The following is a 15,935-nucleotide window of genomic DNA, read 5'->3' as shown; positions in this document are numbered from 1 at the left end:
AATCACCATCAGCGGGCGAAACCTTCGTCGGCTCCCCCTACAACAGACTCGCCAACCAACGGGTTGACCAACTGCACATACGTCGGGCTTTCGGTGTCTCCCAACAGAATTGCCCGTCCGGCAGGCAACCGGCCAAATCGTTGACCGCGGATCTTCCCGCTGTCCTGCGGGTTGCCCGCCAGCATCAACGTGGTTGCCTGCAAGTCGTTGAATCGGCGCAGCAGCGGGCTGGTCATCAGGGCATGCCCCGACCCGGTGGCCCGTGCCGTCACGATCACCCGCAGCCCCAAGTCGGCAGCCTGGCTCAGCTCCGGAATCAGGCTGGTCCATGGGCGCTGCCCGATGTATGGGCCACTCATCGCCGGCGCGTCCGGAATCTGGTCGACGTCGTCGATGATCAGGTAGTGGGTGTGACCCTGGTAGCTCCACCGGGCCAACTCCGCTGCCGACAGGCCCGCCGGTGGGCGCCGCGAGCCGATGATGTTGGACAGGCCCAGCATCGCCGGAATGATCCGGTCGATGTTGGCGGTGTACTCGTTATCGGCGAAGAGCGGCTCCTCGACGAGGTGCAGCCGCCGATCCAGCACCGTGAACGCCACCTGGTCCGACGTGGAGTGCTCGCGGATGGTGCGGATGATGTGGCGCAACAATGTGGTCTTGCCGGACTTGCTGTCGCCGAACACCATCAGCAGCGGGTTCTCGGCGAAGTCGAGCACCACCGGCGCCAGGTCCTCTTCCCGCTGGCCGATGACGACCTGTTCAGGTCCGCGATACAGCGGCTCGAGGGCATCCGGTGCCAGGTTGGTCGGCAGCAGCCGAACCGGCGGTGCGGCCACACCCGGGTAGCGGGCATTGATCGCGGCCACCTGGTCGGGCTGCGGGGCCGCAAACAGGAAGTGCTCGGCGGCCATGGTCAACCCGCGACCAGGCTGGTCGGCCGGCACGGCCTCGGCCGGGCGGCGCAGCGCCCCGACCACCCGCACGTTGCTGTCCCGCGCGTCGTGCAGCTTGAGCTCGAGGCGCAGCCCGAGGCCGTCACGCATCGCCAACGGCACCTCCAGCCAGCTCGGGGTGGTGATGATCACGTGGATGCCGTACGCCAGACCGACGTTGACAAGCTCAGTCACCTTGGCCAGCAACGGGTTACGCGTGTTGAACTGGTCGGTGTTGTCCCGGGCGAAGGCGTAGAGGTTGTCGATGACCAGGAACACCTCACCGAAGCCGTCGTCGTGAGTCAAACCGTGCTTGTCGCGGAACGCCTCGCGGCGCTGCCGGGAAATCAGCAGCTGCTCGAGTTCGCCGAAGGTGCGACGAATGCGCTCGGGCTCCAACGGTGACGCGACACTGCCGACGTGCGCGAGGTCTTGCAGCGCACGCAGCTGACCACCGCCGTAGTCCAGGCAGTAGAAAGTAACGTCACGCGGCGAGTGCAAGCTGGCCGCAGACAGGATAAACGTCTGCAGCGCAGACGATTTACCGGACTTGGTGCCGCCGTGGATCACCATGTTGCCCGACGCGGACGCGGCGTCGAAAATCAACGGGTCGCGGCGCATCTCGAACGGCTTGTCGATCTCACCGAGCGGCCAACGCCATTGCCGGTCCGGCACTGCGGCGTTCGCCAGAACGGTTGTCAGCGGGATCGGCTCGTCCAGCGGCGGCAACCAGAGCTGCGGCGCCCGGGGCCCGTAGCGCGCCAGCTGCTCGCCGATAGTCGCGATCAGCTTGCGCGGCGGACCGTCGAACTCGTCTTGGTCGGCGCCGGTGATCACCGTGCCCTGATCGGGCTCCACCCGTCCGGCCGTGAACAGTTTGGGTTGCGGAACAGACTGCACCACAAGGGTTTTAGCGGTCCGCGGTGGTTCGTAGATGCCGTCGACGTAGGTGCTGCGGAACTTGATCGGGGCGGCACCGGGGGCGGGCACCAGGAAGCCCACGCCTTTGTGCTCTCTACCCGATTCGATGTGGTAAGCGTCGTCCACGCCGATGATCTGGCGAGAAACGCTGGGACTGGCCACCTTCAAACCGATGCGATACGAGGTGTTCTTGTCGATGTCCTTGATCTTGCCGACATCCAACGTCTGGGACGCGAACAGGATGTGGATGCGGAACGAGCGGCCCTTGCGCGCCACGTAGTCGAACAATTCCGCGTACTCCGGATAATCGGCCAGCATCAGCGTGAACTCGTCGGCGACCACGAACAGGGTCGGGATCGGCGGCAGGTCATGCCCGGCGGCGATCGCGTTCTCGTAGTCGACCACCGAGTTGAACGCACTGCCCTGGACCCGCCGGCCGGCCTCGCGCAGCAGCGTTTCGCGCCGTGCCACCTCACCGCGCAGCGTGTCGGCGAACCGGTCGGCCAGCGATTTCTTCTCGGCCATGTTCGAGATCACGGCCACGACCTGCGGGAAGTCGCGGAAGCTGTCTGCCCCGGCCTCACCCTTGAAGTCGGCGTAGATCACGATGAGCCGGTCGGCCGAATGAGTTGTCAACAGCGACAATAGAATTGACATCAGCGTCTGCGACTTGCCGGAACCGGTCATACCGATCATCAGGCCGTGCGGACCCATCCCGCCCTCGGCTTCGTCCTTGAGGTCGAAGTACAGCGGTTCGCCGGTCGCGGTGACACCGATCGGCACCCGCAACTCGTCGTCGCGGCGACGCGGTCCCCACAGTGTCGGCACATCCAGCTGCGAAGCATCCGGTATACCCAGCAGCGTCGTGAAGGTGGCACCGCGGGTGGCCGCCGAGCGCAGCCCGGTGTGAGTCGGATTGGAATCCCAGCGCGACAACTGACGGGCCAGGTGGGCGGCTTCGTCGGCGCCGAGCGCGTCAGCGTTGTCGATGAAGGGCTGCCAGCCGCCGGTCTGCCAGCGCTGGATTACCCCATTCGCGACACGCAGGATCGGCTTTTCGGGATCCGAATACTGTTCGCGGTTGGGCGATGTCGTGGTGCGGTGCACGACGGTCACGCCGGCCCGTCCGAGTGCCAGCGCCGAGGCGTTCACGTCGTATTCAGGGTCGTCGATGACGATCAGCAGGTGCCGCAACGCGTCGGCCGGCTCGCCGTTGAACGCCGGCCGGTCGGCCAGCGCCGGGCCTAACAACGTCACCAGTTCGTCGGGGCTGCTGGACAGGAAGCGGGCCGGGCCGACACCGTCCACCTCGCCGGGAATGTCGATGTGGGGCAACCACTTCAGCCACGACCAGTCGCGGTTCTCCGGATCGCGGGTGGCCAGTGCCACTCCCAGCACGGTCGGGTCGTGCCAGGTGACGGCCTGAGCGATCCAGGCCCGCAATGCCCCTTGCACCTCGTCGGGTTCGCCGAGGACGGTGATGCGGGAGACCGTCCTCAAGTCGATTCCGGTGGGCACATCGCGCACGGTGCGCTGCGTGTCGAGCAGGCTGCGTAATGCGCTGTGCGACACCGGTTCCAGATCGATTTCGTCGGCGGTGTCCTGGACCCGCACCGCGGTGGCCAGGGGGACCTGGTGACGGCCGGCCCGCAACACCAGGAAGTCGGGGTCGTGCGGGTCACGTTCCCACTGGCGGCGAGACCCGGGCACCGTGGCCAATGCCGCCGGCTCGGGATGCGACCACTGCGCGGCGGCACGCTGCTGGGCGGCCTGGGTGCGGATGTTGTCCCGGACCACCGACAGGTACCGCAGGTAGTCGGCGCGTTCGGCGTCGACCTCCTCGGTGCGCATCTTGTTGTCGTTGCCGCGATAGAGCGCGGTTGCCGCCAGCAGCAACACGAATGGGAAGAACAGCGTCTGCGGGGAGATCACCCGCATCCCCGTGGCGACTAGCGCGACGATCATGCCGACGATCAGGATCACCAGCACGTACGGCATGGCGCGGCGCAGGAACGACGGCGGTATCACCCGGGGCAGCTCGGGGGGCGCCTCGATCGTGATGGTGCCCTGGCGGGTGCTCGGCGGCGCCAGGCGCCGGCGGGCTTCGAAGATCAGTCGGCTCATCGGGGTCCTCCTTCGGCCGACACCGGACGTCCGGGCTTGCTATCGGGTGCCAGGCCGTCGTGTGCAAGTAACGCGTCGGCGCGCGATAGCGTCGGGCCCGTCGCGAACAGCGACAGTATCGACCAGGGAATGGGAACGGGGGGTGGGGTCAAGCCAAGGGCCTCAATGGTTTTGCCGTGTCCGGCGTTCTCCGCCTCGTTGTCGATGCCATAGCGCACACCGGTGTCGGACACCCAGAACAACGAGCCGGCACCCGGCGAGGTCGCTGCGCCACCGACGCTTTGAGCGAAGTAGCCGGTGCCCGGCGGCAGGGCCACCCTAGTGGCGATGCCTTGAGTACCGCCGCCGATCAGATTCACGGTGCGCACCGCGTCCGGCACCGGCAGCGCGGAACCCGCCAGCAGGGCCAGCGAACTGCTCGCGGCCCCGGCCGGCTTACTCCAGTAAGCGCAGGCGACGGGATTCTTGGCCGCGTCTACCAGGGCGATCTGGCGATCCGGAAAGCGCGTGGTGTCCAGCGTCCGTGAGACCGGCAACTTAGCCACCTCATCGGCGCCCAGTCGCGGGGGTTGGTCCAGCCCATAGGAATTGGTGTTGCGCAGGACCGCGGCGAGCACCGGCGAGATCGGTTGCAGGCCGTCCGGCAGCACCACGAAGTAACGCACATTGCCCGGGTCGACGCCGTAGGACGTCACCACCGACCCGATCGGGGCGGGGACCGGATAGTTCGCCGGGGCGCCGGCATTCGGGATGCCGGGCGCGGAAAGCGCGGGCGCTTCGGGGATCGCGTTGAACAGCCCCGCCGCGATCGGCCGCGGTGCGGGCACGTCGGCACCCAGCCCCAACGCACTGGTGACCGCGTGGTTGGCCAGGTCGATCTGACTGCGCTTGCCGTTCCACAGCAGCCAGGTGCTGGTGCCCTTGTCGCCGGTGAACTCGACGAGGATTGCGTCGGCCGGCGCGATCGCCGCCGCACGCGCGCCGCTGCTGTCGGGGGTGCCCGCGATCACCGTGACACCGGTGCTGTGCACGGCGTGCGAGCCCTGGGCCGCCTCACTGACCGCGTCACACACCGTCCAGTTCGCGTCATGGGATGCGTTCTGCACCATGCGTTCCGGCGCACCCGGGATGCCGATCAGGTTTCCGCGCGGAAACCGGTCCAGCTCGCGGCTTTTCACCGTGGCCGGGTTGACCGGCTTGCCCGCGATCAGCCGGGCCGAGGTCAGGTTCAGCACCGGGTGCAGTTCATCGCCGATGCGCACATACAGTGCGGCCGTGTCCCGGTCGGCGAGCACTGCGTTGTTGCCCGCCTGGCCGTTGGGCCGGATCAGCGAGAACACGAAGCAGCCGGCCAGGCCGGTGATCAGAATCAGGGCGCCCATCAGCACCGCGCGCGACTGGGTGCGCAGCGGGTCGACCAGCATCCTGGTGTCGTGCAAGGCGATTCCCGAGGCGATGCGGCGCATCACGAAACGCCAGCCGGTCACCTGATGCCGGGTGACGAACCCCCTGCGGTAGACCACCTTGTCGGGATTGTCGTTCACGGGGGTCCGCGACGAGAAGGAACGCCGTTCGTCCTGAGGTTCGGGATTGGTCATGACGGCACCGAGAGTCCAAGTCCGCGTAACAGCGGCTCTACCGAATTACTGACATCTCGGTCGGTGATTGTCATCAGCTCCTCATCGGTGAACGCACCGGTTCCCGCCTGTTCTGAATGGTCCAACCGGAATTCGCGCTCCTCCTCGGAACGCTCGACAATGTTCCGGACGAAACGACCGTTACCCGCGATGTCGAGGCTGCGCCGTTCGACGCCGTTGGAGTCGGGCGTGGTGGCCGTCGCCAATTTCTCGAACAGTTCGTCCATGTGGTCGAGCGCAGACTGCTCGAAGATGCTGTCGCGCTGTTCGGCCATCTTGCGTGCGATCTCCACCAGCTCGTGGGAGTTGTAGGACGGGAAGGTGATGTTGCGGGTAAAACGCGACCGCAGACCCTCGTTGGTATCCAGGAACTTGTCCAGATCCGCCCGGTAGCCGGCGATGATCACCACCAGCCGGTCGCGGTCGTTTTCCATGCGGGCCAGCAGTGTGTCGATGGCGACCAGGCCGAAGTCGTTCTTGGCACCGGTGGCCACCAGGGCGTAGGCCTCATCGAGGAACAACACCCCGTCCAGGGCGCTGTCGATGATCGCGTTGGTCTTGGCCTCGGTTTCGCCGATGTGCTGACCGATGAGGTCGGCGCGGTGCACCTCGCGGATGTTTTCCTTCTTCAAAAGGCCCAGCCCGCAATAGATTTTGGCAACCACACGCGCGATCGTCGTCTTACCGGTCCCGGGCGGTCCGGCGAAAACCAGGTGGTGGGCGCGTTGGGCAACCTGCAGGCCGCGCTGCTTGCGCACCAGCTCCATGGCCACCGAGCTCTTGAGCCGCGATACCTGGTTCTTCACCTCTTCGAGGCCGATGAACTCGGTGAGCTGACGTTCGGCCTCGTGCAGTAGCACGGACTTGCGCTCGTGCGCGGCAGGGTCGACGAAATCCTCTGCGCTGGGCTCGGTTTCCGGATCCCACGGATCGGTGCGGGCCTCGATGCGGGCCGCGTTGGTGGTCACAATCCCGAAACTGGTGTCGGTCAAGGCCTTTTCGACCTGTTCGTTCTCCGGGTGTGCGGCATACAGGTCCTGCAGCACTTCACTCGCCGACTCTTCGTCGACGTGCATGCGTAGCACAAGCGCCTTGGCCAACGTCCCATCGACGGTGGCCACCTCGACCGGGCCCTCGGGCTCCTCGAGGTAAGACAGCGCGGGGGCGAACAAGCCCAGGCGGGCGAGCGCGGTGCCCAGGGCGATCTTGGCCGCGTGGGCGTAGGCGCCGTCGAGATCGGAGTCGTTGACGATCGGGGTCAGCAGCTTGACGACGTCGGACCACCGCTCGGCGCGGTAGTTGATCACGACGGAGATCCACCGCGCCTCACGCCAGCGCGGGCGGCGAGCGGTCAGCCCGGTAACGATCTCGTCGGCCTCGGCAAACCGCCCGGCCGTCGCCAGGGCTGCGGCGTAGGCGAGGTGAAACTCGTCCGGGTTGGTGGCGCGAAACTGTAGATACAGTCCGCTGTCGTAACGGAAGCCCAGGGCGCCGGGCGCCAGGTCAGCCTGCCGCTGCAGCACGCCGGCCGTGGCCACGGTGCGCGACACCGCCTCCAGCACCCGGAAGGATGCGTCGCCCGCGGCCGCGAGCCCGGTCCACGCGTCGCACTGATCATGTGCGACGCGGGTCAGCGCCGTGAAGCCCGAGCGAGCGGCGGCCAGATCGGCCGGGCGCTGACGTTGATCGACCGCGATGCCAAGGGCGCGGCAGCACGTCGCAAAGCGGCTAACGACGTCGCTGTCGACTCTGGTGTCCAACCGGGAAGTGCCGGGCTGGACTGCGAGCACCCCGCTATCACCGAGTTCCACGGCCGCAATTTTCCATGAAGATAGTCTCCCCTAACTTAATTTGCTGAAGTTAGCATTGCATAAGCTAAGTGTCGAGGCTCCCGTGGCCGCCCGACTTGCCGCCCACCGACCCCGTTCGGGGCCTTGACCTGCGTATTCTGCCCGCTCACCGGTTCCCCGCTCCTGTTGTGGCATTGGCCGCACTTCGTGCGGCGACCAAAGCTTACTGAATATGGTTTTCATTATCAAAGCGGACTCTTGCAACCCGAGACGGGTGAAACCCGCTGGGACCCCGCCCCGCGCGCCGACGCTAGGAACGTGCCGGCCTCAATCCCAGGGGCCGACGCGGATTCGCCGCGGTCATTGAGGTCATTGAGGTCATTGAGGGCCATACGCCGTCGTGAGCGTGCGGCGATCAAACCCGGCGCGGTCACAGCAGCGACTCCTAACCGGTCGGGTGGGGCGCAACGACCGCCTAGTTGATAGCGGCGCCGCGAGCAGGCAGCTAATAGTCGGCTGCTCGACCAGAAAAGTTCCCTATCGGGCACGCTCGGTTCCAGCTCCCGGCCGTTTCACGTCGGTCCGTCAGCGCCGGGCCCCGGCCAGGTTCCGGGCACCATCGGAACCGACGGGCCACTCCCGAATCCGTCGCCGTCCAACGTCGCCAATCCTGCTGCGGCAGCGGCATCCTTGCGGACCGTCCCAGCAAACCCCAAAGCACCCGCGCCCTGCGCGGAAGGCGTGGTCGGGCCGTCGACTGCCGGAGCGTCGACGAACGGGCCGGCCTCATCATCGAAGTCCAAGAATTCGTAACGGTAGCCAGGCTGGTGGCCTCGCATCGCTGCCCGCCGGCGCCGACGTGCCCTGCTCTCTTCCCGCGCCGCGGCCGTGGCGGCGGCCGCGACCGAATCGGGCTGCGGAGCCTTGCGCTGTGCACCGCTGCTCATCCCGGCGCCGGACCCGATGCCGGGGCCTCCCACTAGGTACGGGTACGCGCTCTCGACCCCGGCGGGCGGCGGTGGGGATCCGGCTGCCGGCGCCGAAGCCGGCGCGGACACGGGAGCCGAATTCGGAGCCGAGGACGGCGTCGGGGCGGCGTGCGCACCCACGGTGGGCATGCCCGCCACCGCATGCAGGCTCGGCGTCGCCGGCGCTGGTGCGGGCACCGCCAGGGCCGGGGCCGCGGCAACTTGAGGCTGAATGGCCGCCAGCGACGCCAGGCTCGCCAAGGCTCCGGCGAACCCAAGGGTGGAGGTCGCCACAATAATCGCAATTTGCGGGGCGAAGGCCTGAAACGCCTCGCCAACGTGGGTGAACTCGTCGGCGATCAGTAACCCAATATCGGCCAACAGCTGCGGGAACGCCTGGGCCGGGTTCGTTTGGAATAGCCGTAAATCGCGGTCGAGCGTCTGGAATATTTCGAGGAATCGGTTGATCCACCAACTCAGCTGGTACGGGTTGCCGTCGTCGTTGTCGATGATGTCGTCGTAGGGAAGATTGCTCCCGCTATCGTTGCCGGTGTCACCGCTGTCTTCGTCGGCGTGCATGATCACCGGCGCCGGATCGGCTTGCGGCGCGGCCACCAGTGCCGTGCTGGTGACGGCTTGATAGGTGGACATCGTGGTGGCGGCCTGGACCCACATCCGCGCGTAATCGGCCTCGTTGACCGCGATCGGAATCGTGTTCATGCCAAAGAAATTCGTCGCCACCAGCGCGCCGTGGACGACGTGGTTGGTGGCCAGTTCGGGCAGTGTCGGCATCGCGGCCAATGCTGCGGTGTACGCGGCGGCCGCCGTCTCGTGCTGGGCCGCCATCGACGCGCTGTCGGCGCTGGCCTGGGTCAGCCACGCCAGGTAGGGCGCATGAGCGGCCACATACTCCTCGGCGCTCGGCCCCTGCCAGGCCCCGGCCTGAGTGTCCGCCAGGATCGCGGAGAGTTCGTCCGCGGTTTCCGCGTACGAGGCACTCAACGAGCTCCAGGCGCCGCCGGCGGCCAACAAGCCGCCGGGCCCTGGACCGCTGCTCAGCAAGGTGGAATGAACTTCGGGAGGCGATGCCATCCATATCGGTGCGGTCATTCGCGGCCGCCCTCGTCGGACCGTAGCGCCATGTCAGCACTCCTCGCCTAGCCGAAACCGACGACACCCGGGCTGTGGGCGGCACGTATCAGCCGGTAATTAGTCGGTGAGGGGTATGCAGAAGTTCCGGCGGACTTTCAACTCATTGAAAGTTCTTCAGAAAAGCAGGCGCAGCGAGCTCAGGCCCGGACGGCGCTGACCAGGGTGTTGCGGGCAATCATCGGACCCGCCTCGGTGTCCGGTCCGGGGACCGGGCGGCCGACCTCGCGCAGATAATCGGCCAGCGGGGTGCCGACCGCGTTCCAGCCGTGCTGACCGAACCACTCGGTGGCCGGGGCGTGTTGCTCGTTGTAGACCAACTGAAAGAACAGCCGCTTGTCGCCCTGCGCCGCGGCCGCACGCTCTTCTTCGACCGCGGCCTCGAATTCGTCGGCCTGCAGCGGTGCGCCGTCCTCGACCGCGACATGGCTGCCGTGTCCGGCCAGGCTGTCGATGCCGGTGAACAGCTGCTCCTGCGCGGTGGCCGGCAAATAGATCAGCAGACCCTCGGCGATCCACGCCGAGGGCTTGGCGGGGTCGAAGCCGCTGTCGCGCAACGCTTCTGGCCAGTCGTCGCGCAGATCCACGGCGATCTCCCGGCGCTCGGCGCGCGGGTGGTCGCCGTGGCCGGCGAGCACCTCACGCTTGAAATCGAGGACCTGCGGGCGGTCCAGCTCGAAGATCGTGGTCGCGGCGGGCCAGTCCAGCCGATAGGCGCGCGAGTCAAGCCCGGCCGCCAGCACGACGATCTGCCGGGCTCCGGCGTCGGCGGCCCGCAGGAAGTACTCGTCGAAGTACTTCGTGCGAGCGGCCTGGAAGTTCACGAAATGGTCGCCGAAGTCGGCGCTCTTGAGCGGGTGGTCGGGCTCCTTGCCGTCCAGAACGTCGGCCGACGAACCCCCGATGGCGCGGCAGAAGATCTCCGCATACGGGTCCAGAGCCAGCGGGTTGGGCTTCTGCGCCTCCAGTGCCCGCGCCGTCGCTACGAATAACGCCGTCGATCCGACGCTCGTTGTGATGTCCCAGGTGTCACCTTCGCTACGCACCCAATCGACACTACGCCGGCGCGCCGACCCGTCCTTTCCCGCTGGGGGCAAAGGACATTGAAGCCGGGACAGCTCACGTTGCTTTTAGGCAGCGGCCTGGTGAACGGTTTGCTCGCCAACTCAATAGCCCGACCGGATGTAGCAGCTCATTCGGTACCGATGCCAATCAGGCAACGCCACCAAACGTCCGTTCAACGTGGTCGTACGCGCGGCCTGCGTCGGCGACCAAGGCGTTGCCGTCGTCGCGGAGCTACGTCTCACCATCCGAGCCCATACTCGTCGCCGCGGAGTCCATGTTTGTGACGCCGCATCCCGCCCGACCGGATGCGGCGTCGTGGCCTTGCTTCAGCCAGGCACGCAAGACCGCGTACCTTGCGGCCCGCCGCTATGGATCGGTCCCATCGCGGACGCCGACGACGCGACGATCATCGCGGACTGGTTAGAGCGTGGACGATCCTTGCCGACGGTCAACGGCCCGATGAACCGCGGCCGACGGGAGGCCTGATGCCCTCGACGGTGGTGGGGCATCGAGCTAGCCTCACGGTAATCGCGCCAATTGGTGCGCGATTCCAAGATCCCGCACGGAGGCGGAGTTAGATGACGAGCACACTCCACAACGAACACCTTGAACACGATCATGCGCACGGCGAAGGATGCGGGCACGTCGCGGTCCCACATGAAGGTCACATCGACTACGTGCACGACGGTCACATACATCGGCTGCACGAGGGTCACTACGACGAATGCGAGCCCTCCAGCCACACCGTGCACGAACCTCATGATCACGTGCACGGTACGGGATGCGGGCACGTCGCGATCCCGCACCGGGATCACGTCGACTACGTGCACGACGGTTGCCGGCACGCCGCGCACGACGACCATTACGACGAGCACTGACGCCCAAGGGTTTACGCGCGTTAGCCGTCGCTGTCTGGCGACCCTGCGCTGCCCTCCGGGCCCCAGCTGCCCGGCAGCATTGGCATATTCGGCCCGTCACCGAATTCACCTTCGGCCAGAGTTGCCAGGCCCGCCGCGGCTGCGGTTTCCTTGCGCGCCGTACCGACAAACCCAAGATCTCCGGCGCCCCGATCTGACGCCGTCGTCGTCGGCTCCTCCCAGTCCGGGTCGACGTCGACGTTCATGTCCATGTACTCGTCGCCGTACCCGCGCTTCCGTGACCGCTGGCGCCGCCGCGACCGGGCCGCCTCTCGAGTTGCCGCAGCGGCGGCAGCAGCCGAATCGGGTTCCGGCGCCTTATTTTTCGCGGCCGCGGCGGCAGCGGCGCTCATCCCGGAACCAAACCCGATACCGGGCGGCCCGACCGCGTACGGGGGCATAAATCCGCTATTGATGGGCGGGCCGGGCGCTGGACTAGCCGCCGGGCTCGCCGCGGCAGTGGGCGCGGGCGCTGGCGCCGAGACAGCCGGCGCGGCCGGCGGCGCGGCGATCGGGGTCGACCCGAGCGCCGGCACCAGTCCGGGCGGCGGCGGAGCGGTCGGCGCCGGCAGGACGGCTGGCTGAGGGATTTCGGCCAGTCCGGCCAGACCGGCCAAGCCGCCGACGGCCCCGAAGGGGGCCGCCACGATGAGCATCGGCACCAGGAACAACTGCGGCTGGGTGGGTAGAAAACTAGCGAGCTGGGCTAGGTGGGTCGGCCAATCGAGCAGCACGAGCTCGGTGATGAATTGGAAAGCTGCGGCCGGGTTTTCCTGCAACAAAGCGCCAAACTGTTGAAAATCTGAGAATAGTTCGAGCGCCCGCGCCACCCACCAGAGGACTTCACCGGGGTTCGTGTAGTCGTGAATGGGCACTCCGTTGAGAGTCGCCTCGAGGGGATCCCAATCGATTCCGAATAGCCGCAGGATTTGTGCGACGAACCGACTCAACGGGCTGTCAAACCCGTGCTCGTGACCTTCGTGGCCGTCGCCTTCCTCGTGATCGTGATCGTGATCGTCGTCGGTAGCCGCATCGGCGTGCATGATCTGCGGTGCTGGGTCGGTTTGCGGTGTGGCCGCCACGGCCGCGCTGGAGACGGCTTCATAGGTCGTCATCGTGGTGGCGGCCTGGACCCACATCCGCGCATAGTCGGCCTCGTTGACCGCGATCGGAATCGTATTGATACCAAAGAAATTCGTCGCCATCAACGCACCATGGACGACATGGTTAGTGGCCAACTCCGGCAAAGTCGGCATCGCCGCCAACGCCGCCGTGTACGCCATCCCCGCCGTCTCGTGCTCGGCGGCCGCCGCAGCACTGTCCACGCTGGCCTTCGACAACCACGCCAAGTACGGCGCGTGCGCGGCCACATACGACTCGGCGCTGGGCCCCTGCCACGCCCCGGCCTGAGTCGAAGCCAACAATGCGCTGAGCTCTTCTGCCGCCGAAGCGTATTCGACACTCATCGAACTCCACGCCGCCGCCGCCGCGAACATCGACGCCGGCCCCGGACCACTACTCAACAACGCCGAGTGCACCTCCGGCGGCGCAGCCATCCACACCGGCGCCGTCATCCCAAACCACCGCCCACAACCAAACACGACATCACCACAACTCCTCGGCTGAGACGGACTGTAAAGTTGCCGAGGAGCCTAATGAAAATGATTGTCGTTATCAAGACAGCGTCACACTAAGCGATCAGCCCCGCCGATACGGGCATCGCCATTGCCGCTGGTGTTGGCCGTGAGATTACCTACTGTCTTGTGGCCCTTCACTTTCTGCGGCACCATTGCCTGCGTCCCAGGTGCCCGGCACCATCGGCAGCTGTGGGCCACCGCCGAATTTGTCACCGGCCAGCGTGGCCAACCCCGCAGCGGCGGGGCTTTGCACGCGCGCGGTGCCCGCGAAACCCAGGTTTCCCGCGCCCCGATCCGACGCCGTCGTCGTCGGCTCCTCCCAGTCCGGGTCGACGTCGACGTTCATGTCCATGTACTCGTCGCCGTACCCGCGCTGCCGTGACCGCTGGCGCCGCCGCGACCGGGCCGCCTCTCGAGCTGCCGCAGCGGCGGCGGCAACAGCCGAATCGGGTTCCGGCGCCTTCTTTTTCGCGGCAGCCGCAGCGGCCGCGCTCATTCCCGAACCCGCCCCGACGCCGGGCGGCGCGACGAAATAGGGCGGCACAAATCCAGGCCCGGCCGGAGCCGGCGGCGCGGGCGGCGCCGGACTGGCCACCGTACTCGGCGCGGCAGTGGGCGCGGGCGCGGGCGCCGAGGCGGGGACCGCAGCCGGCGCGGCGATCGGGGTCGACCCGAGCGCCGGCACCAGTCCGGGCGGCGGCGGAGCGGGCGGCGCCGGCAGGACGGCTGGCTGAGGTATTCCGGCCAGTCCGGCCAGACCGGCCAAGCCGCCGACGGCCCCGAGCGGCGCAACCGCCGCAATGACCGGAACGAGTAGCAATTGCGGCGTGCTCGATAGCCAGCTGGCGATCTCAGCGATGTGGGTCGGCCAGTCGACTGACTCGAGGAAGGCGATGTACTGAAAAGCCAAGGCCGGATTTGTCTGCAGGTACTCGCCGAACTGCTCAAAGTCCTCAAGCAGTTCCAGTGCGCGAACAACCCAGAAGATCAGCTGGCCCGGGTTGGTGTATTCGTCGTACGGGATGCCATTGACAGTCGCTTGGCCGGGATTCCAATCGATCCCGAACCACCGCAGAATCTGGGCAAGGAACTGGTTGAACGGGTTGTCGACCGAGGGGTCGGGGAACTCCTCGTCGTCACCGCCGCCGTCGTCCTGGGCGACTGCGTCGTCGGCGTGCATGATCTGCGGTGCTGGGTCGGTTTGCGGTGTGGCCGCCACGGCCGCGCTGGAGACGGCTTCATAGGTCGTCATCGTGGTGGCGGCCTGGACCCACATCCGCGCATAGTCGGCCTCGTTGACCGCGATCGGAATCGTATTGATACCAAAGAAATTCGTCGCCATCAACGCACCATGGACGACATGGTTAGTGGCCAACTCCGGCAAAGTCGGCATCGCCGCCAACGCCGCGGTATACGCCATCCCCGCCGTCTCGTGCTCGGCGGCCGCCGCAGCACTGTCCACGCTGGCCTTCGACAACCACGCCAAGTACGGCGCGTGCGCGGCCACATACGACTCGGCGCTGGGCCCCTGCCACGCCCCGGCCTGAGTCGAAGCCAACAATGCGCTGAGCTCTTCTGCCGCCGAAGCGTATTCGACACTCATCGAACTCCACGCCGCCGCCGCCGCGAACATCGACGCCGGCCCCGGACCACTACTCAACAACGCCGAGTGCACCTCCGGCGGCGCAGCCATCCACACCGGCGCCGTCATCCCAAACCACCGCCCACAACCAAACACGACGAACCTGACGCGACATCGCCAGTTGGCAGCACGGCAACTCCTCAGGGCTGGAAGATATGAGGTTGCCAAGAGCGTACTGAAAATGATTGTCGTTATCAACAGAGCCTGGTACGGCGGCCCCACGGTGCGCTAGACCAACGGGCGTCCCGTCCGGATCCGGCGGTCCAGATCCCAGAGCATCAGGTTGAACGGAAACTCCCGGAGGACCCGCGGCAGCATCCGGTTCACCACCGCCAGGACTGACATCAGCCGGTCGAAGCGCCGCTGCCTGGCGGCATCCCACGGCAGCCGCATCTCATCGCGAAACCGTTGCGGCAGAAAGCCGGTGGTGATCAGCAGGTTGAAATTCTCCAAAGGTTCGCGCACCCGCCGGGGCAAGCGCACGCCGCGCACCCGGGACACGGCGATCGGATACAGGAATTCGCGAACGGTGTCGTCAATGTGGACCTTCTCCAGCGACTCCTGCCAGTACTTGTCGAACGCCGCCCGGTCCGCCGGCCACATCTCCGGTGGCACCTGCAACGTGGTGCCCAGCGACATGCCGTCGCGGTAGCGCCGATCCGCGTCCTGCTCGGTCATCTCGCCGATGAAGGTGCGGTAGATGTCGATGCCACCCTTGTAGATGCAGGCCGCCACCCACAGCTGCAACTCCGGATCGAATGCGTTGTACTGCACCGGGTCACCGGGCCTGGAGTAGACCTCTGCATGCGACCGGTTGACCGCGCGCCGGTAGGCGGCCTTCTGCTCGTCGGTCCCGGCGTTGGCGACCGCGATGTAGGTAAAAGTGGTGCGCGCCCGCTTGATCGGATGACGGTCGATTCGACCGCTCTCGACCCGGCTTTCCGCCACGCCGTGGCCGACGCCGGGAATCGACAGCTCCATGATCACGTTGGCCGGACCGGCCAGCAACGCCACACCCATCAGGGCGTAGCCATCGGGCACCAGCCGGCTGCGTCGCCTCGACTGTGGCCGCGGTGGATCGGAGATCGGGCGCTCGACATGCGGAATGAGCGGCGCAACCGTCTCGTGAATCGCCATCCGGTAACCCTCGGCC

At 66.8% G+C, this 15,935-nt stretch carries 9 protein-coding genes; 1 reads left to right on the top strand and 8 read right to left on the bottom strand.

The window, feature by feature from the left end; genetic code table 11:
• Positions 1-8: 8 nt before the first annotated feature.
• The 5 genes from eccCa to MJO58_RS02550 all read right to left on the bottom strand — a co-directional run bounded on the left by eccCa (position 9) and on the right by MJO58_RS02550 (position 10,567).
• On the bottom strand, positions 9-3,977 hold the full coding sequence (eccCa, locus tag MJO58_RS02570; protein WP_239721925.1) for a type VII secretion protein EccCa: 3,969 nt from the start codon (positions 3,975-3,977) through the stop codon (positions 9-11).
• Positions 3,974-5,575, bottom strand: a complete 1,602-nt coding sequence (gene eccB / locus MJO58_RS02565) for a type VII secretion protein EccB (protein WP_090598938.1) — start codon at positions 5,573-5,575, stop codon at positions 3,974-3,976. Before eccB ends, eccCa begins: the two co-directional genes overlap by 4 nt.
• Positions 5,572-7,425, bottom strand: coding sequence for a type VII secretion AAA-ATPase EccA (gene eccA / locus MJO58_RS02560; RefSeq protein WP_239721924.1), 1,854 nt, complete (start codon positions 7,423-7,425; stop codon positions 5,572-5,574). Before eccA ends, eccB begins: the two co-directional genes overlap by 4 nt.
• Positions 7,426-7,976: 551 nt before the next feature.
• Positions 7,977-9,482: a PPE family protein gene (locus MJO58_RS02555; protein WP_239721923.1), complete on the bottom strand. Its 1,506-nt coding sequence runs from the start codon at positions 9,480-9,482 to the stop codon at positions 7,977-7,979.
• A gap of 179 nt (positions 9,483-9,661) precedes the next feature.
• Positions 9,662-10,567, bottom strand: coding sequence for a class I SAM-dependent methyltransferase (locus MJO58_RS02550; protein ID WP_090598927.1), 906 nt, complete (start codon positions 10,565-10,567; stop codon positions 9,662-9,664).
• Between the two features lie 597 nt (positions 10,568-11,164).
• On the opposite strand from MJO58_RS02550, the gene MJO58_RS02545 reads away from it, so the two are divergent.
• Positions 11,165-11,464, top strand: a complete 300-nt coding sequence (locus tag MJO58_RS02545; RefSeq protein ID WP_090598923.1) for a hypothetical protein — start codon at positions 11,165-11,167, stop codon at positions 11,462-11,464.
• A gap of 20 nt (positions 11,465-11,484) precedes the next feature.
• Here MJO58_RS02545 and MJO58_RS02540 read toward each other — a convergent pair whose 3' ends face one another.
• The 3 genes from MJO58_RS02540 to MJO58_RS02530 form a co-directional block, all read right to left on the bottom strand.
• Positions 11,485-13,077 (bottom strand): PPE family protein, encoded by a 1,593-nt coding sequence (locus MJO58_RS02540; RefSeq protein WP_239721922.1) that lies wholly within the window; start codon positions 13,075-13,077, stop codon positions 11,485-11,487.
• 175 nt (positions 13,078-13,252) lie between these two features.
• The gene (locus tag MJO58_RS02535; RefSeq protein WP_239721921.1) at positions 13,253-14,851 is read right to left on the bottom strand and encodes a PPE family protein; all 1,599 of its coding nucleotides are present in this window, start codon (positions 14,849-14,851) and stop codon (positions 13,253-13,255) included.
• Positions 14,852-15,010: 159 nt separating this feature from the next.
• Complete coding sequence (locus MJO58_RS02530) at positions 15,011-15,919, bottom strand: oxygenase MpaB family protein (protein WP_239721920.1); 909 nt, start codon at positions 15,917-15,919, stop codon at positions 15,011-15,013.
• Positions 15,920-15,935: the final 16 nt, after the last annotated feature.

It is taken from the genome of Mycobacterium lentiflavum, from assembly GCF_022374895.2.
In the GTDB taxonomy this organism is placed as follows: Bacteria; Actinomycetota; Actinomycetes; order Mycobacteriales; family Mycobacteriaceae; genus Mycobacterium; species Mycobacterium lentiflavum.
The sequence above is the reverse complement of the archived record's forward strand: the minus strand, read 5'-3'. Positions and strand labels throughout refer to the sequence as shown.